20 protein-coding genes and 2 rRNA genes are annotated in these 26371 nt (G+C 69.9%); 19 read left to right on the forward strand and 3 right to left on the reverse strand.

Features of this window, described 5'->3' with window-relative positions; translation table 11 throughout:
- From VH914_11180 to VH914_11205, 6 genes are all read left to right on the forward strand, one after another.
- Nucleotides 1-3246 (forward strand): 23S ribosomal RNA (locus tag VH914_11180); the annotation flags it as partial.
- A gap of 56 nt (nucleotides 3247-3302) precedes the next feature.
- Nucleotides 3303-3419: ribosomal RNA gene (gene rrf, locus VH914_11185) — 5S ribosomal RNA — on the forward strand.
- A 577-nt stretch (nucleotides 3420-3996) separates the two neighbouring features.
- A complete protein-coding gene (locus tag VH914_11190) occupies nucleotides 3997-4650 on the forward strand; it encodes a tetratricopeptide repeat protein (GenBank protein HEX4491761.1) in 654 nt (217 codons plus the stop codon).
- 211 nt (nucleotides 4651-4861) lie between these two features.
- Complete coding sequence (locus tag VH914_11195) at nucleotides 4862-5218, forward strand: hypothetical protein (GenBank protein HEX4491762.1); 357 nt, start codon at nucleotides 4862-4864, stop codon at nucleotides 5216-5218.
- Nucleotides 5219-5425: 207 nt separating this feature from the next.
- Entirely contained in the window at nucleotides 5426-7282 is a 1857-nt protein-coding gene (locus tag VH914_11200) for a 2-oxoacid:acceptor oxidoreductase subunit alpha (protein ID HEX4491763.1), read from the forward strand.
- A complete protein-coding gene (locus VH914_11205) occupies nucleotides 7279-8304 on the forward strand; it encodes a 2-oxoacid:ferredoxin oxidoreductase subunit beta (protein HEX4491764.1) in 1026 nt (341 codons plus the stop codon). The genes VH914_11200 and VH914_11205 overlap by 4 nt, the downstream gene beginning before the upstream one ends.
- A 25-nt stretch (nucleotides 8305-8329) precedes the next feature.
- Here the strand turns inward: VH914_11205 and VH914_11210 are convergent, their stop codons facing one another.
- The gene (locus VH914_11210; protein ID HEX4491765.1) at nucleotides 8330-9577 is read right to left on the reverse strand and encodes a DUF1015 domain-containing protein; all 1248 of its coding nucleotides are present in this window, start codon (nucleotides 9575-9577) and stop codon (nucleotides 8330-8332) included.
- 98 nt (nucleotides 9578-9675) lie between these two features.
- Between VH914_11210 and VH914_11215 the strand changes: the two genes are divergently transcribed.
- Both VH914_11215 and VH914_11220 read left to right on the forward strand, forming a co-directional pair.
- Nucleotides 9676-10119 carry a tetratricopeptide repeat protein gene (locus VH914_11215; GenBank protein HEX4491766.1) on the forward strand — a complete coding sequence of 148 codons (444 nt, stop codon included), beginning with the start codon at nucleotides 9676-9678 and terminating at the stop codon, nucleotides 10117-10119.
- Nucleotides 10116-10919 (forward strand): HAD-IIA family hydrolase, encoded by an 804-nt coding sequence (locus VH914_11220; GenBank protein HEX4491767.1) that lies wholly within the window; start codon nucleotides 10116-10118, stop codon nucleotides 10917-10919. Before VH914_11215 ends, VH914_11220 begins: the two co-directional genes overlap by 4 nt.
- On the opposite strand, the gene VH914_11225 is transcribed toward VH914_11220, so the two are convergent.
- A complete protein-coding gene (locus VH914_11225) occupies nucleotides 10878-11693 on the reverse strand; it encodes a rhomboid family intramembrane serine protease (GenBank protein HEX4491768.1) in 816 nt (271 codons plus the stop codon). The genes VH914_11220 and VH914_11225 overlap by 42 nt on opposite strands.
- A gap of 182 nt (nucleotides 11694-11875) precedes the next feature.
- Here VH914_11225 and VH914_11230 point away from each other — a divergent pair, with 182 nt between their 5' ends.
- The 9 genes from VH914_11230 to VH914_11270 all read left to right on the forward strand — a co-directional run bounded on the left by VH914_11230 (nucleotide 11876) and on the right by VH914_11270 (nucleotide 22463).
- Nucleotides 11876-12253: a hypothetical protein gene (locus tag VH914_11230; protein ID HEX4491769.1), complete on the forward strand. Its 378-nt coding sequence runs from the start codon at nucleotides 11876-11878 to the stop codon at nucleotides 12251-12253.
- Between the two features lie 3 nt (nucleotides 12254-12256).
- On the forward strand, nucleotides 12257-13057 hold the full coding sequence (locus VH914_11235) for a TlyA family RNA methyltransferase (GenBank protein ID HEX4491770.1): 801 nt from the start codon (nucleotides 12257-12259) through the stop codon (nucleotides 13055-13057).
- A 6-nt stretch (nucleotides 13058-13063) separates the two neighbouring features.
- The gene (locus VH914_11240) at nucleotides 13064-13915 is read left to right on the forward strand and encodes an NAD(+)/NADH kinase (protein HEX4491771.1); all 852 of its coding nucleotides are present in this window, start codon (nucleotides 13064-13066) and stop codon (nucleotides 13913-13915) included.
- Nucleotides 13916-13937: 22 nt separating this feature from the next.
- Nucleotides 13938-15560: a DNA repair protein RecN gene (gene recN / locus VH914_11245; GenBank protein ID HEX4491772.1), complete on the forward strand. Its 1623-nt coding sequence runs from the start codon at nucleotides 13938-13940 to the stop codon at nucleotides 15558-15560.
- Entirely contained in the window at nucleotides 15560-16747 is a 1188-nt protein-coding gene (gene steA / locus VH914_11250) for a putative cytokinetic ring protein SteA (GenBank protein HEX4491773.1), read from the forward strand. Before recN ends, steA begins: the two co-directional genes overlap by 1 nt.
- 28 nt (nucleotides 16748-16775) lie before the next feature.
- A complete protein-coding gene (locus VH914_11255) occupies nucleotides 16776-17735 on the forward strand; it encodes a copper transporter (protein ID HEX4491774.1) in 960 nt (319 codons plus the stop codon).
- Complete coding sequence (locus tag VH914_11260; GenBank protein HEX4491775.1) at nucleotides 17732-19300, forward strand: lipid II flippase MurJ; 1569 nt, start codon at nucleotides 17732-17734, stop codon at nucleotides 19298-19300. Before VH914_11255 ends, VH914_11260 begins: the two co-directional genes overlap by 4 nt.
- A 99-nt stretch (nucleotides 19301-19399) precedes the next feature.
- Nucleotides 19400-21619 (forward strand): hypothetical protein, encoded by a 2220-nt coding sequence (locus tag VH914_11265; GenBank protein HEX4491776.1) that lies wholly within the window; start codon nucleotides 19400-19402, stop codon nucleotides 21617-21619.
- Nucleotides 21612-22463: a hypothetical protein gene (locus VH914_11270; GenBank protein ID HEX4491777.1), complete on the forward strand. Its 852-nt coding sequence runs from the start codon at nucleotides 21612-21614 to the stop codon at nucleotides 22461-22463. Before VH914_11265 ends, VH914_11270 begins: the two co-directional genes overlap by 8 nt.
- Before the next feature lie 3 nt (nucleotides 22464-22466).
- Here VH914_11270 and VH914_11275 read toward each other — a convergent pair whose 3' ends face one another.
- A complete protein-coding gene (locus VH914_11275) occupies nucleotides 22467-23891 on the reverse strand; it encodes a glycosyltransferase family 39 protein (protein ID HEX4491778.1) in 1425 nt (474 codons plus the stop codon).
- A 257-nt stretch (nucleotides 23892-24148) separates the two neighbouring features.
- On the opposite strand from VH914_11275, the gene VH914_11280 reads away from it, so the two are divergent.
- Nucleotides 24149-25801 (forward strand): CTP synthase, encoded by a 1653-nt coding sequence (locus tag VH914_11280; protein HEX4491779.1) that lies wholly within the window; start codon nucleotides 24149-24151, stop codon nucleotides 25799-25801.
- A complete protein-coding gene (locus VH914_11285; protein ID HEX4491780.1) occupies nucleotides 25802-26371 on the forward strand; it encodes an NUDIX hydrolase in 570 nt (189 codons plus the stop codon).

The raw sequence follows: 26371 nt of genomic DNA on the forward strand, positions 1-26371 counted from the left end.
TCCGAATGGGGAAACCCGGCTGGGGTCATGCCCAGTCACCCCTGCCTGAACACATAGGGCAGTGGGAGGGAACCGGGGGAATTGAAACATCTCAGTACCCCGAGGAAAAGAAAGCAATTGCGACTCCCTGAGTAGCGGCGAGCGAAACGGGAAGAGCCTAAACCGTTGCAGTGGTACAGCCTGCCGGCGATGCTGCAACGGGGTTGTGGGACCCGCCCGGAGCTACGGCAGTAGTTCCAAGGAGTTACAAAACTGATTGCTAGTGGAATCGGTCTGGAAAGCCGAGCCATAGAAGGTAATGGCCCTGTACACGAAAGCAATCAGTCTCCTGGTGGAGTTCCCGAGTAGCGCGGAATCCGGGAAAGTCCGCGTGAATCTGCGAGGACCACCTCGTAAGGCTACATACACACTGGCGACCGATAGCGCACGAGTACCGTGAGGGAAGGGTGAAAAGAACCCCGGGAGGGGAGTGAAATAGAACCTGAAACCGTTGGCTTACAAGCAGTCAGAGCGTCGTCATGGGACTTCGGTCCTATGGCCGTGATGGCGTGCCTTTTGAAGAATGAGCCTGCGAGTTATGGTCCGTGGCAAGGTTAACCCGAGAGGGGGAGCCGGAGCGAAAGCGAGTCTGAACAGGGCGTTCAGTCGCGGGCTGTAGACCCGAAGCCGAGTGATCTATCCATGGGCAGGTTGAAGCGAAGGTAAGACTTCGTGGAGGACCGAACCCACTTAGGTTGAAAACTGAGGGGATGACCTGTGGATAGGGGTGAAAGGCCAAGCAAACTCGGTGATAGCTGGTTCTCCCCGAAATGTATTTAGGTACAGCGTCGTGCGTTCAGTACCGGAGGTAGAGCACTGGATGGCCTAGGGGGCCCACAAGCTTACTGAAGTCAGCCAAACTCCGAATGCCGGTACTCCAGAGCACGGCAGTGAGACCGTGGGGGCTAAGCTTCACGGTCAAAAGGGAAACAGCCCAGAACGCCAGCTAAGGCCCCAAATTTTCTGCTCAGTGGCAAAGGATGTGGGATTGCCCAGACAGCCAGGAGGTTGGCTTAGAAGCAGCCACCCTTGAAAGAGTGCGTAATAGCTCACTGGTCGAGTGGTCCTGCGCCGACAATGTAACGGGGCTCAAGCAGAAAGCCGAAGCTGCGTCATTCCGCTTATGCGGGATGGGTAGGGGAGCGTCGATCTCAGCTGTGAAGCGGCCGCGTGAGCGGTCGTGGAGCGTGGTCGAGTGAGAATGCAGGCATGAGTAGCGAAAGAGGGGGGAGGAACCCCTCCGCCGAATGCCCAAGGGTTCCTGGGGAAGGCTCATCCGCCCAGGGTTAGTCGGGAGCTAAGGCGAGGCCGCAAGGCGTAGTCGATGCACAACAGGTTGATATTCCTGTACCACCGTGTCCGCGCAAACCCCAATGGCGTGCTGCCCGGGGGCTGTCTTCGGACGAGCCCGGACCAGATGTCGGAGGGTAGCGATGGGGCGACGCAGGAGGGTAGGTCAACCCGGACTGTTGGTTGTTCCGGGGTAAGCATGTAGGGGGCCGGATAGGCAAATCCGTCCGGCATTCACCCTGAGATGCGATGCCGATCCGCTTCAGGAGAAGTGACTGATCCCATGCTGCCGAGAAAAACCTCTAGTGAGCTGACACGGTGCCCGTACCCCAAACCGACGCAGGTGGGCAGGTAGAGAATACCAAGGCGATCGGGAGAACTCTGGTTAAGGAACTCGGCAAATTGCCCCCGTAACTTCGGAAGAAGGGGGGCCTCGGTAGGGTGGAGGACTTCGCGTCCCGAGCCCGAGGAGGCCGCAGAGACCAGGGCCAAGCGACTGTTTACTAAAAACACAGCAGCGTGCGAAGTCGTAAGACGATGTATACGCTGTGACGCCTGCCCGGTGCCGGAAGGTTACGAGGAAGGGTTAGCCGCAAGGCGAAGCTCTGAATCTAAGCCCCGGTAAACGGCGGCCGTAACTATAACGGTGGATTTCCATCGGCCGTTATAAAACCTGGCTATATGCTGGAACATCCGAGTATCCGGTGGTACTCGTTCATCAGCTCCATCGATGAGCAGTGAAAATCCATCCGGTGCGGACAATCAGCAGGAAACCGTCAAGAGCAATTGGCGGGATCCTCAGAGACTGCACGCCAGGCACCAGTCGAGCAGACGCCATTGCCGACAACGGTGAAGATACAGTCCGACCCTGATGGCGACATGAGGAGTCAGGCAGAAATGACCTGACCTCGCTCGAAGTATTGAGCGAGTAACAAACGTGCCTAAGGTAGCGAAATTCCTTGTCGGGTAAGTTCCGACCTGCACGAATGGCGTAACGACTTGGCTACTGTCTCAACCAGAGACCCGGCGAAATTGCACGACGAGTAAAGATGCTCGTTTCCTGCGGCAGGACGGAAAGACCCCGTGGACCTTTACTGCAGCTTGGTATTGGTTTTCGGTACGTATTGTGTAGGATAGGTGGGAGACTGGGAAGCTAGGGCGTCAGCTCTGGTGGAGTCAACCTTGAAATACCACCCTGTGCGTGCTGGAAATCTAACTCGGGCCCCTTATCGGGGTCGAGGACAGTGACAGGTGGGCAGTTTGACTGGGGCGGTCGCCTCCCAAAGTGTAACGGAGGCGCCCAAAGGTTCCCTCAGGCTGGTTGGCCATCAGCCGTCGAGTGCAAAGACACAAGGGAGCTTGACTGCGAGACCTACAAGTCGAGCAGGTACGAAAGTAGGGCTTAGTGACCCGGCCATGGCATGTGGAAGCGTGGTCGATCAACGGATAAAAGGTACCCCGGGGATAACAGGCTAATCTTGCCCAAGAGTCCACATCGACGGCAAGGTTTGGCACCTCGATGTCGGCTCGTCGCATCCTGGGGCTGAAGCAGGTCCCAAGGGTTGGGCTGTTCGCCCATTAAAGCGGTACGCGAGCTGGGTTTAGAACGTCGTGAGACAGTTCGGTCCCTATCCGCCGTAGGCGCAGGACATTTGTGAGGAGCTGTCCCTAGTACGAGAGGACCGGGACGGACGCAGCTCTCGTGTGCCAGTTGTTCCGCCAGGAGCATGGCTGGTTGGCGACCTGCGGAAGAGATAAGCGCTGAAAGCATCTAAGCGCGAAACTCGCCTCGAGATGAGATGTCCCACCGGATCAACCGGGTAAGGCCCCTGGAAGACGACCAGGTAGATAGGCCGGAGGTGTACGCACGGTGACGTGCTCAGCCGACCGGTACTAATCGGCCGAGGGCTTGAGTTTTTCTTTGATGCGCGTGCTCGCTATGGGGTTCTCGGGGGACTGAGAACCGAACGTTTTCCGGTGGCTATGGCGGCGGGGATCCACCCGTTCCCATCCCGAACACGGCCGTTAAGCCCGCCCGCGCCGATGGTACTTGGAGGGAGACCTCCTGGGAGAGTAGGTCGCTGCCGGAATCCTTCGATTGACGGTGCCCGTCGACTTCGGTCGGCGGGCACCGTCGCGTTCGGCGATAGCCTGCAAGGCTCCCCGAGCTTCCTTCGCGCCGATCGACAGGACCTACACGTGACCAATTCGAGCGGCGGCCGCGGCCGCGACCAGGGTGCCCGCCGGGGCGGGACGCCCGCAGGCCGGACCGGATCGGGATCGGGATCGGGATCGGCCAAGCGCGGCGCCGCGAAACGGGGCGCATCGACCCGTCGCAAGCCGTCGGCCGAGGAGCGTCCGGCACTGCCGCGCCTCGGGGCCGACGAGGAATGGCCGTACTCCCGGGCACGCGAACGCGGGCGCTCGACCCGAGACGGCGGGATGCGGCGCGGCCAGCCGCCCCGGCGCGCTCGGCTCGCGCCCGACGACCGGGAGGGTCGCCGGCGAGAAGGGCAGGTCGCCGGTCCGTTCACTCGGCGCAAGCCGGCCGCCCGGCAAGAGGAGGCGCCGGCGAGCAGCTCGTCGTACCGCCTGAAGTCGAACGGCGAGCCGGCCAGGCCGAAGCCGGTTCGATCGAAGCGTGGTGCGGCGGCGCGCAAGGAGCCGGTGACCGCGACGACCAACCGGCGCAGACGCCACAAGGCGACCGAGGCGACCGAGGAGCTGCGCAAGCTTGCGGGTCGCCAGTCCGACCGCGCCCTCGACGCCCTCGCACACGCGAGCGACGCCTTCACCCGCGGCCACGAGCGCGACGCGCTGCGCATTCTGCGTCCGCTCGTCGACACCTATCCCCGCGCGGCTGCGGTGCGCGAGCTCGCCGGGCTGTGTCGTTACCGGCTCGGTATGTATCCGGCCGCGGCCGACGACCTCCAGGCCTTCGTCGACCTCACGGGCTCGACCGAACAGCACCCGGTGCTGATGGACTGCCGGCGCGCGCAGCGCCGACTCCAAGACGTCGCGAGCCTCTGGGAGGATCTGCGCGAGTCGTCGCCGTCGGCGGCGCTCGTGACCGAGGGCCGCATCGTCTACGCCGGCGCGCTCGCAGACGCCGGTCACATGGCCGATGCGATCGCGCTGCTCGAGCGGCGCACCTCGACCTCGCAGCGACCGCAGGAGCACACCGTGCGGCTCTGGTACGCGCTCGCGGACCTCTACGACCGCAGCGGTGACATCCCGCGTGCGCGTGCGTTCTTCGAGCAGGTGCGGCTCCACGACAGGGGCTTCGCCGACGTCGCGGAGCGCCTCGCCGCGCTCTCGTAGCTGCGGTTGTTGCGGCCGCGCCGACGATAACTGTCACACCCTCTCGGTACGCTCGTCTCGTTCCATCGCACGGTCTCGTCCGCGCTCCCGCGGCGTGCCGTGCTGGCACGGCTCTCGAGCCGAGCGTGCGCCGCTCGCTTCCCCCCGACTTCCCCGAGCCACCGACGCGCCGTCCGGCGCGTCCGAGATCCGAGCTCCGGAGGTCGTTGCCATGTCCGTCAATCTCGCCGTGGTGCGGGGGTACCTCACCAGTCCGCCCGAAGTACGCGTCCTGCCATCCGAGCGCGAGCTCGCCATGCTCCAGGTCACGACGCGCACGTCGTCGGAGGCGATCTCCGTTCCGGTCGCGGTGTGGGATCCGCCGGCGTGGCTCGTCGACCTCGACGCCGGTGCGGAGATCGTCGCCCTCGGCGCGGTGCGCCGTCGGTTCTTCCGCGCCGGCGCGTCGACCGCGTCGCGCGTCGAGCTCGAGGCGACGTACATCGCCCGCGCCGGCGATCGCCGCAAGCTCGACACCGCGCGACGGCGCATCCAGACCGCGCTCGAAGGCCTCGACGAACCGACGTGACGCAGTTCCGCAACCGACGATGCGCAACTGGCGCGGCGCGGCCGCGCACCGTGAAGATGGAGGCGATCGCGTCACATGCCATGGCAACGCGCCGATGTCAAGGCTGCGGGATCGGCCCCACTAGCATGCGATTCGCGGCGCGCGTGGCGGAAAACCGCCCTCCGGGCCTGCGGTGTGGGCATCACAGAGCGTGAAGGAAGGTCAACGGTGACCGTAGATACCACGTCGCCCGACGAGGTGCAGACGCTCGACCAGGTCGTCATCCGCTTCGCGGGCGACTCGGGCGACGGCATGCAGCTCGTCGGCGACCGCTTCACCGAGATCTCGGCGGCGTTCGGGAACGACCTCGCGACGCTGCCGAACTTCCCGGCCGAGATCCGGGCGCCGGCCGGCACGATCGCGGGCGTCTCCTCGTTCCAGGTCCACATCTCGGACCACGACATCGTGACGCCGGGCGACGTACCCAACGTCCTCGTCGCGATGAACCCGGCCGCGCTGAAGGCGAACATGCCCGACCTCGCGCCGGGCACGACGTTGCTCATCAACGCGGATGCGTTCGAAGCGCGCAACCTCGACAAGGCCGGCTACGCGAGCAACCCGCTCGAGGACGGCTCGCTCGACGCGTTCAACGTCTACCCGGTGCCGATGACGTCGATCACGGTCGAGGCGACGAAAGACCTCGGCGTGAGGCCGCGCGACGCCGAGCGCTCGAAGAACTTCTTCGCGCTCGGTCTGTTGTGCTGGATGTACACGCGTCCCACGAAGCCGATGATCGAGTGGATCGAGCAGCGCTTCAAGGACAAGGAGCAGGTGCGCGCCGCGAACCTCGCGGCGTTCCGCGCCGGCCGGAACTTCGGCGAGACCGCCGAGCTGTTCGATCACCCGTACGAGGTCGCGCCGGCCCGCCTGCGCAGCGGCACGTACCGCAACATCGTCGGCAACCTCGCGCTGGCGTACGGCCTCATCGCCGCGTCGCAGCGCGCGCAGCTGCCGCTCGTCTACGCGTCGTACCCGATCACGCCGGCGTCCGACATCCTGCACGAGCTGTCGAAGCACAAGAACTTCGGTGTCAAGACGCTGCAAGCCGAGGACGAGATCGCGGCGTGCGGCATCGCCATCGGTGCGGCCTTCACCGGTGCGCTCGGCGTCACCGGCACGAGCGGTCCGGGCGTCGACTTGAAGTCCGAGGCCATCGGGCTCGCGATCAGCCTCGAGCTGCCGTTGCTCATCGTCGACGTGCAGCGCGGCGGGCCGTCGACCGGTCTGCCCACGAAGACCGAGCAGGCCGACCTGCTGCTGGCGATGTACGGCCGCCACGGTGAGGCACCGTTGCCGATCGTGGCGGCGAAGTCGCCGGCCGACTGCTTCGACGCCGCCTTCGAGGCCGCGCGCATCGCCGTGAAGTACCGCACGCCCGTGATCCTGCTCACCGACGGCTACCTCGCCAACGGCGCGGAGCCGTGGCTGCTGCCGGACGTCACCTCGCTGCCCGACATCTCGGTGGAGTTCGCGACCGAGAAGAACCACGGCGACGAGTTCTGGCCGTATCTCCGCGACCCCGAGACGCTGGCGCGTCCGTGGGCGATTCCCGGCACACCCGGGCTCGAGCACCGCATCGGTGGCATCGAGAAGGAAGACGGCAGCGGCAACATCAGCTACGCGCCCGACAATCACGAGCACATGATCAAGATCCGTGCCGCCAAGGTCGCCGGCATCGCGAACGACATCCCGCTCACCGACCTCGACGACGACGGCGGCACCGAGGTGCTCGTCCTCGGCTGGGGCAGCACGTGGGGCGCCATCACCGCGGGCGTGCGCCGCGTGCGCGCACGCGGCAAGAAGGTCTCGCACGCGCACCTCACCCACCTGAGCCCGTTCCCGCGCGACCTCGGCGACGTGCTGCGCCGGTTCGACCGGGTCCTCGTGCCCGAGATGAACCTGGGCCAGCTCGCCAAGCTGGTGCGAGCCGAGTTCCTCGTCGACGCGCACACGTTCACGCGCATCGCGGGCGTGCCGTTCCGGGCCGCCGAGATGGAAGCACAGATCCTGGAGATGTATCGATGAGCGACACCGGCGTGGCCCTCACACGCAAGGACTTCGAGTCCGACCAGGAAGTTCGGTGGTGTCCGGGGTGCGGCGACTACGGGATCCTCGCCGCGATCCAGTTCGTGCTCCCCGAGCTCGGCGTGAAGCCCGAGGAGATGGTGTTCGTCTCCGGCATCGGCTGCGCGGCGCGTCTGCCGTATTACATGAACACCTACGGGATGCACGGCATCCACGGCCGCGCGCCGGCGATCGCGACCGGCGTCGCGCTGACTCGTCCCGACCTGCACGTGTGGGTGATCGGCGGCGACGGCGACATGCTGTCGATCGGTGGCAACCACCTGATCCACGCGCTGCGCCGCAACGTCAACCTCAAGATCCTGATGCTCAACAACCAGATCTACGGGTTGACGAAGGGTCAGTACTCACCGACCTCGGAGATCGGCAAGGTCACGAAGTCGACGCCGTTCGGCTCCATCGACCACCCGTTCAATCCCGTCTCGCTCGCGCTCGGCACGGAGGCCGGGTTCGTCGCCCGTACGCACGACATGGACCGCAAGCACATGATGGAGACCTTCCGCCGGGCGCACGAGCACCGCGGCGCGGCCTTCGTCGAGGTGTACCAGAACTGCAACGTCTTCAACGACGGTGCGTTCGCGGGCATCCTCAAGCGCGACGTGCGCGCCGACATGCTCATCGAGCTGAAGCATGGTGAACGGATCATCTTCGGGACCGACGGTCAGCTCGGCATCACGCTCAACGAGTTCGGCGAGCCGTCGGTGTGCAACGTCGCCGACGTGGGCGCCGACAAGCTGCTCGTGCACGACGAGCACCGCGCCGACCCGACGCTCGCATTCGCGCTGTCGCGTCTCGCCGACGCACCGAACGTGCCGACGCCCGTCGGCGTGTTCCGCGATGTCGAGCGGCCGATCTACGAGGTCGAGGTGCAGCGCCAGCTCGCGGCCGCGTCGCAGCGGTCGGGCCCGGGCGACCTCGCGGAGTTGCTCGCGACCGGATCGACGTGGACGGTCGGAGAGTCCTAGGGGCCTGCGCCGCTCCGAAGGCGGCTCAATCCAAGCTGCGGAACACCATGCCGGTGCGGGGCTTGGGCGCGAAGAACGTCGTTTTCTGAGGCATGCGGACCCCCGCGAGCGCGGCCGCGCGCGTGTCGGCGACGGAGACCGGGCGCAGGAGCAGCGCGGCGTCGGCGACACCCGATGCCACCAGCGCGGCGACACCGCGCGCGTCGTGGCGGTACTCCATCGACGCGCCCGTGAGCAGCGGGACGACGACGGCTTCGACGAGCGCGGCGTCGGTACCGGCGACCGGCGCGGGCTCGTGCGCGAGTGCGGGCCCGGTGACGTCGCGGCGGGGGACGAGCAGCGCGAGCCCGTCGGGGTCGACCAGGCCGAGCGCGCCCGACTCGCGCATCGCGGACTCGAGCGCGTCGACGCCGGCGGCGGTGTTCGGGCCCGCGTCGGTGACGGTGAACGCCGACCCGAGCACGTCGCGCAGTGACGCCGCGGCCGCGTGCCCGTCGCCGGGGAGATGCAGCAGCCGGTGGATCGGCTCGATGCTGAGCTGGTCGTCGGCGAGCTCGACGACGAAGGTCATGATCGCGTCGGCGCCGGGATCGGCGATGCCGGCGTGGCGGCGTTCCTCGCGATAGTTGAGCGCGGTCTCGAAGCGGTGGTGGCCGTCGGCCAACACGACCGGTGTCGCGGCGACGCCCTCGCGGATCGCGCGTTGGCGCGCGGGATCGTCGATCGCGAACAGCGAGTGCACGGTTCCATCCTCGTCGGTGCACTCGCCGAGCGGGCGGCTCGTGTCGATCGCGTCGCTCAGACCCTCGGTGAGGGAGAGACCCCAGATCGGGTCGAGGTTGAGTCGCGTCGCGCGCAGCAGCGCGAGCCGGTCGCTCTTCGCCTTCGGCAGTGTGCGCTCGTGGGGGAGCACCGTGCCGTCGCCGGGCTCGGGCAGTGCGAGCGCGCCGACCACGCCGAGCGTGTGCCGCGCGCGCCCGTGCTCGTCGGTGAAGTCCATGCGGTACCCGTAGAAGCGGGGCTCGGAATCGCGCACGAGCACGCCCTGCGCGCACCAGCGTTCGTAGTCGGAGGCGGCGCGGTCATAGCGGTCGCCGTCGACGTCGCCGTCCCGAGGCAGGATGAGCCGCACCGCGTTCTCGGGGTGCGTCGCCTCGAGCGTCCGGCGTTGGTCCTCGTCGATCACGTCGTAAGGTGGGGCGACCCGCGCCGTCAGGTCATCCCCGCGGTCGCGGTCGTAACGGAACCCCGCGAACGGGAAGAAGTCGGGCACCGATGACACTCCGAGGCTCGGGTGCGTCGGTTGTAGCACAGCGCCACCGGGGCGCTTCGAACCCCGGCGGTCGCGCCTCCACCAGACGAGAGAGCTCCATGCGCGAGGACGACGCCGACGCCCACGACGCCGACGAGCCGTCGGCCTACGTCGCGTTCCGCGACGGCGACGAGCTCCTCGCCTCGGGCAACCCGCACGCCGCGATCGTCGCGCTCGAACGGGCGCGGGAGCTCGAGCCCGAACAGGCGTCGGTCCGCGAGACGCTCGCACGCGCGTACTTCCAAGCCGCGCGCTTCGGCGCCGCCGCGGCCGAGTTCGCGACCGCGATCGAGCTCGATCCGGTGAACGACTACGCGCACTTCGGACTCGGCCTCGCGCTGCAGCGCACCGGCGATGTCGTCGGCGCGCGCCGCCACCTGCGCATCGCCACGGTCATGCGTCCCGACAACGTCGACTACCAGCACGCGCTCGCGGCGGTCGCGGTCGACGACACCGCGCCGTCCGACCCGTCCGACCCGTCCGACTCGTCCGACCCGTCGTGACGGCGCCCGTCGTCTGCTGCGACCTCGACGGCGTCATCTGGCGCGGTGACGAGCCGATCGCCGGCGCGGCCGAGGGGATCGCGGTACTGCGTGCGGCCGGCCGGCGGGTGGTGTTCGTCACGAACAACTCGTCGGGGACCCGCGCCGAGTACGTCGCCAAGCTCGAGTCGTGCGGTGTGCCCGTCGATCCGGCCGACGTGCTCAGCAGCGCGATGGCCGCAGCGCGGCTGCTCGCCGTGGGCCTCGCGCCGGGTGCCCGCGTCCTGTCGTACGCCGGTCCCGGAGTGCACGAAGCCCTCGGCGCCGCCGGCTTCCAGCCCGTCGAGGAGCTGCCCGTCGACGCGGTGGTCGCCGGCTTCCACCGCGACTTCGATTTCGACCGCTTGGCCGTCGCCGCCGACGCGGTGCGCGCGGGTGCCCGGTTCGTCGCGACCAACGTCGACGCGACCTATCCGACGGCAAGCGGGCTCGTACCCGGAACCGGTGCGCTCGTCGCCGCGCTCGAGGTCGCGTCGGGGCGGCGGGCCGAGGTCGCGGGCAAGCCCCACGCGCCGATGGCCGCGCTGGTGCGCGAAGTGTGCGGGCCCGACGGCGTGATGATCGGCGACCGGCCGTCGTCCGACGGCGTGTTCGCCGTGGCGCTGGGCTGGCCGTTCGCGCTGGTGCTCAGCGGCATCGCCGGTACGCACGGCGAGGAACCGGTTCCCGATCCGCCACCCGAGTTCGTCGCCGCCGATCTCGGCGCGCTCGCGCCGCAGCTACTCGAAGCCGCGCAGGCCGCCGGGCCACGTTCCCGGTAGCGGGGGCGGTGGCGGGATCCGCCGCGACCGTGGACCATGGGTGTCGCGCAGCGCGAGCGCGACGAGCATGCCGAACCCGAACCCGACGACGTGCGCGACCCACGCGACTCCCGAGTTCGGATCGGTGAAGAACTGCGTGACGAACCAGATCCCGAGCACGAGCGCGGCCGGTAAGTAGACCGGAATGAAGAACGTGATCGTGAGCACGCGCGCGCGTGGGAACCAGATCAGGTACGCGCCCATCACGCCCGCGATCGCGCCCGAGGCACCGATGAGCGGCGCGACCGAGCTCGGGTTCACGACGATGAAGCCCAGCGCCGAGATCACGCCCGCGATCAGATAGAAGAGCGCGTACTTGAAGCGGCCGAGATGGTCCTCGACGTTGTTGCCGAAGATCCAGAGGAACAGCATGTTGCCGCCGAGGTGCAACAGGCTCGCGTGCAGGAACATCGACGCGAGCACCGCCAGGTAGACGTTCTTGTGCGGCGCGAACTCACGCGTCGTCGCGCGTTCGAGACCGCCGTCGGGCGCCCGGAGCACGATGTCGCGGTCGGGCACCGAGCACTTCTGCAGCGCGATCTGTACCTCGCTGAGCGGCCGCCCGTGCAGCAGCTCACACGGGATCACCGCGTGGTCGTAGACGAACTCGTTCGACTTCGCCGTGGTGCTGTGCGGCTGGATCGCGAAGTAGACGAAGACGTTGATCGCGATGATCGCCAGCGTGATGATCGGGAGCCGCTTCGCCGGATTGAGGTCGCGCAGCGGCAGCACCATCGCGCGCACGGTACCCGCGCGTCGCGGCGACGACCGCGACGACGACCGCGGCGATCTCGGCGACCGGGCGGTGACCCGGCGGCGCACGAGTGGATAGGGGTGCACCCGAGCCCTAGGCTCGCGGCCCGGATCGGTCGCCGACGGGCGCCGCACGACGACGAGCACGACGACGAGGAGCACCGATGCCGCAGGGTCCGGACTGGAAGCAACTGCTCGAGGCGGGCATGCACGTCACCGAGCTCGGCCGTAACCAGGCCCGTCAGATCGTCGCCGACCTCGTCGCGCAGGGGCACCTCGCGCAAGACCGCGCGACCGCGGCGGTCGACGACGTCGTCGAGCTGAGCCGGCGCCGGCGCGAGGAGCTGCGCGAGTTCGTGCAGTCCGAGATCAAGCGCCAGGTGAGCGCGCTCGGCATCGCGACCAAGGACGACCTCGCGCGCCTCGAGAAGCGGCTCGCGGCGGCGACTCCCGCCAAGGCGACGCGCACGACGAAGGCGACCAAGTCGCCGGCGGCGAAGAAGACCGCGGCCAAGAAGACGACCGCGTCGGCGGCGCACTGATCGGTGCGCCGGCGGCTCGACATCGAGCTGGTCCGGCGCGGCCTCGCACCGAGTCGAGCGCGCGCCGTTGAGCTGATCGCGTCGGGACGCGTGACCGTCGGCGGCGCGCCCGCCGACAGCGCGGCGCGTCAGGTGGACGATTCGGAAGCCGTTGCCGTCGCGCCCGCCGCGAACGAGTACGTGTCGCGCGGTGGGCACAAGCTGCGCGCCGCGCTCGATGCCTTCGCGATCGACGCGACGGGACGTCGGGCGCTCGACGCCGGCGCGTCCACGGGAGGTTTCACGGACTGTCTGTTGCAGGCGGGCGCGCGCGAGGTCGTCGCGCTCGACGTCGGTCGCGCGCAGCTTGCGTGGTCGCTCCGCACCGACGCGCGCGTCGTGGTCGTCGAGCGCACGAACCTTCGCGCCGTGCACGCGGGTGACCTCGGCGATCCCTTCGACCTGGTCGTCGCCGACCTCTCGTTCATCTCGTTGCGGGTCGTCGCACCCAACCTCGTGGAGCTCGCGACCCCGGACGCCGACGTGGTGCTCCTCGTGAAGCCGCAGTTCGAGGCCGGGCGCGACCGTGTCGGCAAGGGCGGCGTGGTGCGCGATCCGGGCGTGCACCGCGACGTGCTGGGCGCGGTCGTGCGCGACCTCGCCGCCGCGGGCCTCGGCGTCGCGGCCGTGATCCCGAGCCCCGTGCGCGGCGCCGACGGCAACGTGGAGTTCCTCGCCCTCGCCCGCCCCGGGCCGCCGACGGTCGACGATGCTGCCCTCGACGCCGTGGTCGCTTCGGTGCCCCGCGCCGACGGGTCAGAATGACCAGCCGTGAAGGCCGTCGGCATCGTCGCCCACCACGAACGCGCGGTCGCCCACGAGCTCGCGCGCCGCGCCCGGACGTGGCTCGACGAGCGGGGGATCGAGGTCCGCACCCCCGAGAGCGACGCCGGCCCGGCGGGTCTGCACGACTGCGCGGTTCCGGCCGAGACCTTCGCCAAGGGCCTCGACCTCGTCCTCGCGCTCGGTGGCGACGGCACGATGCTGCGCGCGGTGCGGCTCGTCTATCCCGAGCCGGTGCCGATCCTCGGCGTCAACGCGGGCCAGCTCGGCTACCTGAGCGCGATCGACGCGGCCGAGCTCGAGGACGCGCTGCCGCGGCTCGAGCGGGGCGAGTTCGAGGTGTCGGAGCGGATGATGCTCGAGGTCGTCGTGCGCTCCTCGAGCGGCGAACGGCGCGCGTTCGCGCTGAACGAGGCCGTCGTCGAGAAGGTCGGCGCGGGGCGGCTCATCCGTCTGCTCGTCTCGATCAACGGCACGCCGTTCACGACCTACGCGGCCGACGGCGTGATCGTCGCGACCGCGACCGGGTCGACCGCGTACTCCTTCTCCGCGCGCGGACCGATCATCTCGCCCGCGCACCGTTGCATCCTCCTGACACCGGTGTCGCCGCACATGCTCTTCGACCGCGCGCTCGTGCTCGGTGCCGACGAGGAGCTCGAGCTGCTCGTGACCGACGGCCGTCCCGTCGCGCTGACGGTCGACGGGCGGGCCGCGGGCGAGCTCGAGACGGGCGACGTCATCATCTGTCGCGCCGCGCCCGGCGCGGCCCGGCTCGTCGCGCGCCGCCCCGACGACTTCCATCAGCTCCTCAAGGCCAAGTTCGGGCTCACCGACCGGTGACCCGCGACGAACCGGTGAACCGGTGCTGACCGAGCTGCGCGTCGAGAACCTCGGCATCATCGACGAGCTGCAGGTCACGCTCGGATCGGGTCTCACCGCAATCACGGGCGAGACCGGCGCCGGCAAGACGCTGCTCGTCGAGGCGCTCGATCTGCTGCTCGGCGGGCGCGCCGATCCCTCGCTCGTGCGCGACGGCGCCGCGGAGGCGCGGGTCGAGGGGCGGTTCGTCGACGAGGCCGACGGGATCGAGGTCGAGGTCGTGCTCGCGCGCGTGCTGCCCGCGTCGGGCCGCAGCCGCGCGTACGTCGACGGCCGGCTCGCGACCGTCGGCGAGCTCGCCGAACGTGGGCGTGGTCTCGTCGACCTGCACGGTCAGCACGAGCAGCAGTCGCTCCTCGTTCCCGCGGAGCAGCGTGCGTTGCTCGACGCGTTCGCGGGAAAGCCCGCGGCGCGGGCGATCGCGGCAATCGCCGACGCGCGCGCCGAGCTGCGCGCGGTCGAGGCTGCGTTCGCGGAGCTCGGTGGCGACGCGCGCGCTCGCGCGCGTGAGCTGGATCTCCTGCGCTTCGAGTTGGGCGAGATCGACGCCGCGGGAATCCGTGACGACGACGAAGAGGCGAAGCTCGCGGTCGCGGAGGACGAGCTCGCGAACGCAGCCGCGCGTCGAGAGGGGCTCGAGACCGCACACCGCGCGCTCGACGGACCCGCGACCGACGCGGTCGGCGACGCGATGGCCGCGCTCGGCGGGGAAGGGTGGTTCGCGGGACTCGAGACGCGGCTCGCGGCGCTGCAGTCGGAGCTCGCCGACGTCGCGCGCGAGACGCGGGTCTCGGCCGAGCAGGTCGTCGACGATCCGGAACGGCTCGAGGAGGTGCGCGCGCGTCGTCAGCGGCTGCTCGAGCTGAGCCGCAAGTACGGTCCGACGCTCGCCGGCGTGCGCGCGTTCGCGGTCGAGTCTGCGGAGCGACTCGCGCAGCTCGAGGGCGCGGAGTCTCGTCGTGCGGCGCTCGCGCCCCGGCGCGACGAAGCCGACGCCGCGCTCGCGCGCGCGGCCGCGCAGCTCCTCGCGGCCCGGCGCGCGGCGGCGCCCAAGCTCGCGGCCGCGGTCACCGCGCGCCTCGGCGAGCTCGCGCTGGGTCGGGCCGAGCTCCGCATCGAGATCGAGCTCGACGGGGGAGACGACGGCGGCGAGGTGGTGTTCGTGCTCGCGCCGAACCCGGGTGAGACGGCCCGGCCGCTGGCGAAGGCCGCGTCGGGCGGCGAGCTGTCGCGGGTGATGCTGGCCCTGCGGGTGGTGCTCTCCGAGGCGCCGCCTACGCTGGTGTTCGACGAGGTCGACGCGGGCCTCGGTGGTGAGGCCGGCGTGGCGGTAGGCCGAGCGCTTGCCCTGCTCGGAGGCAAGCATCAGGTGCTGTGCGTCACCCATCTCGCCCAGGTCGCCGCCTTCGCCGACTCGCAGCTCTCGGTGCACAAGGAGGAGCACGGCGGTCGCACGCAGGCCGGCGCGGCGCTGTTGCTCGACGACGCGCGCGTGCACGAGCTGTCGCGGATGCTCGCGGGCGTGGGTGACTCGGATCACGCGCGGCGTCACGCGCGTGAGCTGCTCGCGGTCGCGGCCGAGCAGCGGGCCGAGGCGCGCGCCTGATGGGTGCGCGCCGCCTCCGCCGGCGCGACGTCGCGGCGACCGACGAACGCGCGCCCGTCATCGGCATCGCGCGCGTCGGTCCGCGCACGAAGGACCTCGCGAAGCGAGTCCAACGCGGTGAAGTCGCGATCATCAACCATCAAGATCTCGATCGCGTCGCGGCGGAGAGCCTCGTGGAGGCCGGTGTCGTCGCCGTCGTGAACGCGGCCGAGTCGATCAGCGGCCGCTACCCGAACTCGGGCCCCTCGCGGATCGTCGCCGCGGGCGTGCCGCTCCTCGACGAGGTCGGGCCCGGCGTGATGGACGCGGTACACGACGGCGACGTCGTCGAGCTCCGCGACGGCGCGCTGTGGCGGGGCGACGAGAAGCTCGCGGTCGGTACGCCGCTGCACGGCGACGACATCGAGCAGCGCATGGAAGCGGCGCGGGAAGGCGTCGGCGAGGAGCTGCGCCGCTTCGCGAAGAACACGCTCACGTACATCGACGACGAGGCCGCGATCACGTTCGAGCCGCTGACGGTGCCGCCGTTGCGCACGAAGATCCGCGGCCGGCACGCCCTCGTCGTCGTGCGCGGGCACGACTACAAGCACGACCTCGCCGCGCTGCGGCCCTACATCCGGCAGTTCCGCCCCGTGCTCATCGCGGTCGACGGCGGCGCCGACGCGTTGCTCGAGGTCGGCCTCACGCCGGACATCATCACCGGCGACTTCGACTCACTCTCGGAAGCCGCGATGCAGTGCGGCGCGGAGCTCGTGCACCACGTGCACCCGGACGGCCGCGCGCCGGGTCGCGAGACGCTCGTCGCGAGCAACCTGAAGTACCAGGAGTTCGTCGCCGAAGGCATGAGCGAGGACGCGGCGATGCTCATGGCCTACGAGGCCGGCGCGTCGCTGATCGTCGCGGTCGGCAGCCACACGACGATGGTCGAGTTCCTCGACAAGGGCCGCCGGGGCATGGCGTCGACCTTCCTCACCCGGCTGCGACTCGGGCCGGTGCTCGTCGACGCGAAGGGCGTGAACCGCCTGTACGAGAGTCGCGTGCGCCGCCGCGATCTGCTGTTGCTCATCGCGTCCGCGCTGCTCGTCGTGGTCGTGCTGGCGATCGTGTCGGATCCGTTCCGGGTGTTCCTGCACGGCTTCCAGCTCGTGTTCTCCGATTTCTGGCAGACCGTGCGCGGTTGGTTGTAAGCCCGCGCCCCTAGGCTGCGCCCGGCTCATGATCAACTTCCGGTTCCACCTGGTTTCGCTGGTCGCAGTGTTCCTGGCCCTCACGATCGGCATCGTCGTCGGGGCGACGATCGTGAACCAGCAGATCATCGACGGTCTGAAGCACCAGATCGATCGCGTGCAGAACGACACCGACGCGCAGCGCACCGAGAACCACCAGCTCGCGCAGACCACCAAGCAGCAGAACCAGTACATCGAGGGCATCGCGCCGTACGTCGTCGAGGGGCGGTTGACGGGCGTGCCGGTCGTCGTGGTCGCGGAGCAGGGTGTCGATCGCGACACCGTGCGCGATCTCGTCGGCCTGCTGCAGAGCGCGGGCGCGTCGAGTCCCGCGATCGTGTGGCTCCAGTCGAAGTGGCTGCTCGCGAACACCGCGGACCAGACGCAGCTCGCGTCGATCGTCGGCGACGCGTCGAACAGTCCGCAGCTGCGCGTCGACGGGCTCGACGCGCTCGCCGACCGTCTCGGTCGCAACGCGTCGGGCGCGGGGGGAACCACCGCGACCGCGAGGAGCGCGACGGACGTGCTCGACGCCCTCGACACCGCAGGGTTCGTGAAGGTCGAGCCGGTCGGCGCGAGCGGAACATCGGATCTCTCGACCTTTCCGACGCCGGGTCCGCGCATCGTCGTGCTCGGCGGTGACGGCAGCGATCTCTCGACGAACTCCGTCGTCGAGCCGCTCACGTCGGCGTTCGCGACCCTGCGGACGCCGACGATCGCGGGGGAGCTCGTGCAGTCGTCGGACTCCTCGACGCGCGGCGTCGCGCTCGCCGGGATCATCAAGGACGGCCGCTTCGACCACCTCGTGAGCACCGTCGACGACGTCGACCTCGTGCAGGGACAGCTCGCGGTGGTGCTCGCGGCCGAGGCGTCGGGGCAAGCGGAGTTCGGTCACTACGGATACGGGAAGGGTGCCGATCGGGCGTTGCCCACCTGGACCGGTTCGTGAGCGACGAACGCACGGTCGGCCGCGCCGCGGTCAACATGGGCGCCGCCACCGCGGTGTCGAGGGCATTCGGCCTCGTGCGCGTGCTCGTCATCACCGCGGTGCTCGGCACGACGTTCCTCGGCAACACGTTCCAGGCGTCGAACTCGATCTCGAACGTGCTCTTCGACCTGCTCGCGGAGGGCGCGCTGTCGGCGGTGCTCGTGCCGACCTTTGTCGATCTCTTCCGCCGCGGCCGCGACGAGGAGGCCGAGCGACTCGCGGGCGGGCTGCTCGGCGCCGCGCTCGTGCTGCTCGGCACGATCTCGGTGCTCGGCATCGTGTTCGCGCCGGAGCTCGCGCGCGCGTTGACCGCGGGCAACCGCAACGCCCGCGTCGCCGCGCAGCAGCGCGAGCTCGCGACCTTTCTCCTGCGCTTCTTCGTGCCGCAGGTGTTGCTCTACGCGTTCGGCGCGATCGCGACCGGGATCCTGTACGCGCGCCGGCGCTTCGTGGTGACCGCGATCGCGCCGATCGGGAGCACGGTCGTGATCGTGGTGTGTCTCGCGATGTTCCGCGCACAGACCGGCGCGCACCCGACGTTCGACCTCACGACGAGCGAGCGGCTGCTGCTCGCGATCGGAGGAACCGGTGGGGTGGTCGCGTTCGTCGGCGTGTTGCTCGCCGCGTGCGCGCGCACGGGCTTCCGGCTGCGGCCGCGCTGGCCGGTGCGCGATCACGCGTTGCGGGAGGCGCTGCGACTGTCGTTCTGGGGGGTGTTCCTGAACACGGGTGAGGGTCTGCTGATGGCGGCAGTGCTCGTGATCGGCAACGCGGTCTCGGGCGGGGTGGTCGCGTACCAGGCCGCGTTCGTGTTCTTCCTCGCGCCTTACGCGGTGCTCGCGCAGCCGATCCACACGGCGATCCTCCCGGAGCTCGTGCTCGACGTGACCCGCAACGACCTCGACGCGTTCGCGGATTCGGTACGGCGCGCGCTCGACAGCATGGCGTTGCTCGTCGTGCCCGCCGCGGTCGCGTTCATCGTGTTCGCGAAGCCGTTGATGACGGTCGTCGCCTTCGGTGCCGCCAGAGGGCGCGGCGTCGCGCTGCTCGCGGCCGGGGTCGCGTCGCTCGGAGCCGGGCTCTACGGCTACAGCGCGTTCCTGTTGTTCTCGCGCGCGTCGTACGCGCTCGGCGACAGCCGCACTCCCGCCATCGTCGCGATCGTGACCGCGGTCGCGGGGGTCGTCGTGATGGCCGTGAGCGGTGCCGCGGTGCACGGCGCCGCGAAGGTCGCCGCGCTCGGCATCGGACACTCGGCCGCGTACGCGGCCGGCGCGATCTGGCTCGGTGTCGGTATGTCTCGCCGCACCGGGCACGCGCTGGTGAGCCGCGAGTTCCCGCGTGCGCTCCTGCTCTCGGGTGTCATCGGCGCGGGGGCGTGGGTCGTGATGCGGGCCATCGACCCGCACGGGCGCGTCGACACCTTCGTGGTCACCGCGATCGTCGGCGCGATCGCGACCGCGATCTACGTCGGAGCCGTGCGGGTCGCGGGTGCCCGGCTGTCCCTGCGCCCCGCGGTGGACTGAATTCATGGTCGCGCCCGCTTCGCTCGCCGCTCCCGACGCCTCGGTCTCCGATTCGGCGCGGGCCGCGAGGCGACCCGCCCGTTGCGCCGGGAGCCACTCGTGAAGCGCGCGCTCGCGCGGTTGCTCGTCGGGATCGTGGCGGCGACCGTCGCCGTCGCCGTCGCCGGCACCGGTCGCGCCGGCGCCGCGAGCGAGCGGCCCGCGGCCCGGCGCCTGCTCGTCGTGTCGATGCCGATGGTGACGTGGGCGGAGCTGCCGCTCGACCGGATGCCGAACCTGCGCGCGCTGCTCGAGCAGTCGATCGTCGCCGACCTGTCGGTGCGCGCGGTTGATCGTCATCCCTCGCTCGGCGACGCGTACGTCACGATCTCCGCGGGCACGCGTTCGAAGGGCAACGCGCAGGACGGGTTCACCGAGACCCGTGCGAGCGGATCGATCGTCGTGCCCGCGTTCGGCGACATCATCCATCACAATCACCGCATGCTCTTCAACGCGCATCCCGGCGCGCTGGGCGACGCGCTCGCGCACGCGGGCATCGCGCGCGCGGTGATCGGCAACGCCGACCAACCGGGCGAGGGGGCATCGACGGTGCCGGGTCGTCAGGTCGCCGACGCGCTCGCGACGACCGACGGCACGACACCCGGCGGATCGGTCGACGCGAACCTGCTGCAGCACGACGACGCCGCGCCGTACGGCGTGAGGATCGACCCGTCCGCGTACCTCGCCGCGTTCCAACGTGCGTGGACCGGCCGCGCGGTCGTGATGGTCGAGGACTCGGATCTCGTCCGCTTCAACGCCGCCCAGCTGGCGGGCGGTCCGGGCGCGGTCGACGCGACTCGCACCCGCGAGCTCATCGACTTCGACGCACTGCTCGGGCGCATGTTGGCGTCGGTCGACCGTGCGCGCGACGCCGTGCTCGTGATGGGTCCGACCGACCAGCACGGTCCGTCGCAGCTCACGCTCGCCGCGCTGCGCGCGCCGGGCCTCGAACCGGGCCTCGCGGAGTCGTCGTTCACCCGGCGCGCGGGTTTCGTGGCGATCGTCGACATCGGCCCAACCATCGTCGACGTCTTCCACGTCGCGGCACCGGACTCCATGGAAGGCCGACCGTTCGAGCGGGGCGGGAGCGGCGGCAGCTTCGCGTCGCGCCGTTCGTTCCTCATCGACTCCAACGTGAACGCGATGTTCCGCGACGCGCGCATCGGTCCGGTCACGATCGCGTTCATCGGGGCCCAGGTCGTGCTCACCGCGCTCGCCGCGATCGCGTTCACGTTCCTCGGCCGGCGTTCGCGGCGGTTCGTCGAGATCGCCGCGCTCTCACTGCTCGGTGTGATGCCGGCGACGTACCTCGCCGCGTTGCTCCCGTTCGAGCACCACGCGGTGGCGTGGTACTGGCTGTTCCTCGGCGGCGTGGGTGTCGCGATCGGCGTTGCTTCGTATCTCGTGTCGGCGCGGGTCGGCGTCGGACCGCTCGTGCTCTGCCTCTCGGTGATCGTCGGCCTCTTGCTCGTCGACATCCTCACCGGCGCGCGCCTGCAGCTCAACACGGTGTTCGGCTACTCGCCGACGGTCGGCGGTCGCTTCGCGGGCATCGGGAACCTCGCGTACTCGCAGCTCTCGGCCGCCGCGCTGTTGCTCGCGTGCCTGCTCGCATTCCGCATCGGCGGTCGACGCGGTGCGATCGTCGCGAGCGTGCTGCTCGGCGTCGCGATCATTGTCGACGGTATGCCGATGTGGGGATCCGACGTCGGCGGTGTGCTGTCGATGGTGCCCGCGTACGGGATCGTGGTGAGCGGGTTGATGGGCTGGCGCATCCGAATCCGCACGGTGCTGATCGGCGTGGGTTCGGCGGTGCTCGCGCTCGTGGCCTTCACGCTCGTCGACCTCTCCCGCCCGAAGGACCACCAGACCCATCTCGGTCGGCTCGTCACGAGCACGCGTGAGCAGGGCTTCCACTCGTTCTGGGTCGTGATCGAGCGCAAGCTGGCCGAGAACTTCGGCGTGCTGTTCTCGTCGCCGTGGACGGTGATGGTTCCGATCGTCCTCGCCGGTGTCGGCTACATCATCTGGCGCGCGCCGGGTCGACTGCGCGCGCTGCACGAACGCATCCCGCCGATGCGCTGGGGTCTGATCGCGCTCGCCGTCCTTGCCGTGCTCGGCTTCTCCCTCAACGACTCCGGCATCTCGATCCCGGGCGTGATGCTCGGTGTCCTCACCCCCGTGATGATCGTGATCCTCGTGCGCGCCGATCGCGCGGCGATCGCGACGCCGGTCGCGACGCCGCCCGCGGCCGAGGTGAGCGAGGTGTTCGGTGCGTAGTGCGGGCGCGATCGCGCTCGCACTCGTCGCCGGTTTCGGCGTCGTCCGGCTCCTGCTGCTCGCGGCGCCCGACCTGTTGCGTGCGCCCGCGCTGCAGACCGAGAACTTCCGCGGGAAGCGCATCCCGACTGCCGGCGGCCTGCTCGTCGTGCTCGCGGTATTGATCATCGAGGGCGCGCGCGTCGGGCTCGGCGCGGTCGGCGTCGGTCGACGACCGGGGCTCGACGCGGCGCGCGCGCTCGTGCTGCTCGCGGTGCTCGGCTTCGGTGTGCTCGGGTTGCTCGACGACGTGCTCGCGACGGGCGAGGAGCGCGGTTTCGGCGGTCACGGTCGCGCGCTGTTGCAGGGTCGGGTGACGACGGGGCTGCTGAAGCTCGTCGGTGGCGGCGCGCTCGCGCTCGCACTGGCCGCGGCGCCCGGTCCGGAGGGTCGGTTGCACGTGATCGCGGATGCCGCGCTGATCGCGCTCGCCGCCAACCTCGGGAACCTCCTCGACCGAGCGCCGGGCCGCGCGCTCAAGTGCGGGGTGGTCGCATGGATCCCGTTGCTCTTCGTCGCGGGCGGAGACGGGCTCGGCCTCGCGCTCGCCGCGGTGATGGGCGCGTTCGTTGCGACCGCACCGGAAGACCTCGGTGAGCAGTTGATGCTCGGCGACGCCGGCGCGAACGTGCTCGGCGCGGTGCTCGGGCTCGCGGTGGTGTTCGAAGTGGGTTGGCACGCGCGGCTCGTCGTGCTCGCCGTCGTGCTGGCGCTCAACCTCGTATCGGAGTGGGTGTCGTTCAGTCGCGTGATCGAGCGCGTCGGTGTGCTGCGCGCGCTCGACGGTGTCGGGCGGCGCCGCTGAGCACTACGCCGAGCACGACTGCTTGCGCCAGTAGTCGTGGTTGGTTCCGTAGTGGTGCGCGAGCGTGTAGCCCACGCTGCGCAGCGCGGTCGGGAGTCCGGGCAGGTCCTCGCCCCAGCGATCGGACCACACGACGACCGCGCACACGCGCCTGCCGGCCGCGGCCTTGCGTACCGACTCGGTCGTGACGAGGTGCTCGTCGATGCGGAGCACCGACCCGTCGACGAAGTTGGCGGGCACGCGCCGGCCCGCGCGCCACGCGAGGCCGGGATCGTCGCTCATCACCCACGCGCCCTTCGGCAACGCACGCATCTCGGCCACGACCGCGGCCGCGGCACCGTGATACGGCGACGGCCAGAGGATGTCGTCGAGGTGCACCGCCCACCACGGCACGAGGAACACGAGCGCGAGGCCGAACACGCGCAACGGCGGTGGTCGCAACGCGACGAGCAGCGCGAGGGGGAGCATCAGCGCGGCGATGTGCGGTCGCCACATGTTCTTCTCGACGATCAGGAGGACCGTGAGGGGAACGAGCCACGCGAGCACGATCGCGACGTCGCGGCCGTCGGTGCGGCGCTCGCCGCGCCCGCGCCGGCGCGCGGTGACCGCCGCCGCGAGCAGCCCGATCACCGCGGCCACGAGCAGCGGGAGGTCGCGGCTCGGCACCGTCGACACGAGCTTGTCGAACTGCTGGCCGACGCTCTCCAACCGAGGCGCCTTCGTGTGGTACGTGACCGACTGGTCGATCACGCGGTGCACGCCCCATGGCAGCGCGCTCGCGACGATCACGACGACGGCCGTGCCTACCGCCACCGCGAGATCGCGCACTCGCCGGCGGAGGGGCAGGGCCGCGAGCACGAACAGCAACCCGACCGGGATCGCGGCCACCGCGACGAGCACCTTCACCGCGAGCGCGGCGCCGAACGCGAGGCCGGTCAGGGCCGCGCGCAGCGTCGACGGCCGCGCGCGCCACGCGAACGCTCCGAGCACCGCGAGCGCCGTGAGTGCGGCGGCGGGCCCGTCGCCCGTGAGCGGCGCGGTCGTCCAGAGGATCGAACCCGTGGTCGCGACGAGCGCGGCCGCGAGCAGCGCGCTCGTGCGCGTGCCGACGAAGCGACCCGTCGCGTAGATCGCGAGCGTCACGACGATGCCCGACACGACCGCGAGCAGGCGCGGCGAGTCGAGCGTGCGCCCGCCGAGGAGGTCGAACCCGTAGACGAGCGGAAGGTGCAGCGGCCCCTGCGCGGAGAACACCTGTGTGAACGGCTTCGCGCCGTCGCGCATCGCGAGCGCGGCCGACGAGTAGACGCCCTCGTCGACGACGAGCTCGCGCGACGAAAAGTACGCGGGCAGGCGCACGACGAGCGCGCCGAGTCCGAGCAGCACGACGTCGACGCCCGCGCCTTGCCATCGCGCTGTGCGCGCCATCGCGGGCACGCTAACCCTGCGCGTCGCCCGTGCCCCGGTCATGCGAATGCGTCACATGCGAAGCGAACGCATGACCAGGCGCGCGGCGAGCAGGATGAACGGTGCCGCGCACCTCCCGTGGTAGGTTCGCTCGTGCCCCGCGAAGCGCCGATGCGGACCCCCGACCGAGGGTCCGAGCGTCGGCCGAGCGACCCCGCGGGAGCGTTCCGGGCGCACGTTTCCACGTGGTTTCGGCGCGAGTCGAGGGGGATGAGCGGGTGGCCAAGCACGTCTTCGTGACCGGTGGAGTCGCATCGAGCCTGGGGAAGGGACTGACCGCTTCGTCGCTGGGGCGGCTCCTCAAGACCCGGGGTCTGCGAGTCACGATGCAGAAGCTCGACCCGTACATCAACGTCGACCCGGGCACGATGAACCCCTTCCAGCACGGCGAGGTGTTCGTCACCGACGACGGCGGCGAGACCGACCTCGACCTCGGTCACTACGAGCGGTTCGTCGACGTGCCGCTCACCCGCAAGTCGAACGCGACCACGGGCTCGATCTACCAGTCGGTGCTCGCGAAGGAGCGCCGCGGTGCGTACCTCGGCGAGACCGTGCAGGTGATCCCGCACATCACGAACGAGATCAAGGACCGCATCCTCAGCCTCGCGACCGAGGACGTCGACGTCGTCATCACCGAGGTCGGCGGCACGGTCGGCGACATCGAGATCTTGCCGTTCCTCGAGGCGATCCGGCAGTTCCGCAAGGACGTCGGGCGCGACAACGTCTTCTACGTGCACGTGAGCCTGGTGCCGTTCATCGGTCCCGCCGGTGAGCAGAAGACCAAGCCCACGCAGCACTCGGTCACCGAGCTGCGCAGTCGCGGCATCCAGCCCGACGCGATCGTGTGCCGCAGCGAACGGCCGATCCACCGCCGGCTCAAGGAGAAGATCTCCCAGCTCTGCGACGTCCCCGAAGAGGGCATCGTGTCCGCGGTCGACGCCGGCAACCTCTACGAGATCCCGCTCGTGCTGCACGACGAGGGGCTCGACGACTACGTGTGCCGCGTGCTGCACCTCGACGACGGCGAGCCCGACCTCACCGAATGGAAGTCGCTCGTGAAGCGGGTCGAGGCGGCCGACGTCGACGTCACGATCGGCCTGGTCGGCAAGTACGTGAACCTGCCCGACGCGTACCTCTCGGTCGTCGAGGCGCTGAAGCACGGCGGCTACGGCTGCGGTGCGCGCGTGAACGTCGAGTGGATCGCGGCCGACGAGGCCGAGGGCCTGCTCACCGAGCAGCGGCTGCACGATCTCGACGGCATCGTCGTGCCCGGCGGGTTCGGCTTCCGCGGCATCGAGGGCAAGATCGCGGCCGCGGGCTACGCGCGCGAGCACGGCGTGCCGTATCTCGGGCTCTGCCTCGGTCTGCAGTGCGCGGTGATCGAGTTCGCGCGCGACAAGTGCAACCTCGCGGGCGCCAACTCGAGCGAGTTCGACCCGAGCACGCTGCACCCGGTGATCGATCTCATGGACGAGCAGCGCGACGTCGTCGACATGGGCGGCACGATGCGGCTCGGCGCGTGGCCGGCGCGGCTGCTGCCCAACACGCGGGTGCGCGCCGCCTATGGCGAGGAGATCGTCTACGAGCGGCACCGCCACCGCTACGAGGTGAACAACCGCTATCGCGCGCAGCTCGAAGAGGCGGGGCTGCTCTGCTCGGGCACGTCGCCCGACGGCCGGCTGGTCGAGTTCGTCGAGCTCCCGCCCGACCAGCACCCGTTCTTCCTCGCGACGCAGGCGCACCCCGAGTTCAAGAGTCGCCCCGACCGGCCGCACCCGTTGTTCGCGGCGTTCGTCGAGGCGAGCAAGTTCCGGGCCGAGGGCCGCGCGCCGCGGATCCCGTTCTCGGAGCGCTCGGTCGCGAACGCCTGAGTGAGCGCCTTCCGCGTCACCGGCTCTTCGCGCGTCGTGACCGCGGGGTTCCTCGCGATCGACGAGCTCGCGGTGAAGGGTCCCGACGGTGACGAGGCGGTGCGCATCGTCGTACGACATCCCGGCGCGGTCGTCGTCGTGCCCGTCGCCGACAACGGTGCGACCGCGCTGCTCGTGCGGCAGTACCGCGTCGCGACCGGCGGGGACCTGCTCGAAGTACCCGCGGGCAAGCGCGACGTCGACGGCGAGCCGCCCGAAGAGACCGCGCGGCGCGAGCTCGAAGAAGAGATCGGCTTCACGCCCGGCCGGCTCGTGAAGCTCGCGGAGTTCTTCAACACGCCCGGTTTCTGCGACGAGTACACGCACCTCTACGCCGCGCTCGACCTCGTCGACGCGGGCGGACCGCGGTCGACGAGCATCGAAGAGCGGCACATGACGATCGAGCCGGTCGCGTTCGCCGACGTCGACCGCTTGATCGCGGAGCGCCGCTTGGTCGACGCCAAGTCGATCATCGGCCTCCTGCTCGCGCGCGAGTATCTCGAAGGGCGGCATCCGGCGCTCGAGGAGTAA

The organism is Acidimicrobiia bacterium (assembly GCA_036271555.1).
Classification (GTDB): domain Bacteria; phylum Actinomycetota; class Acidimicrobiia; order IMCC26256; family PALSA-610; genus DATBAK01.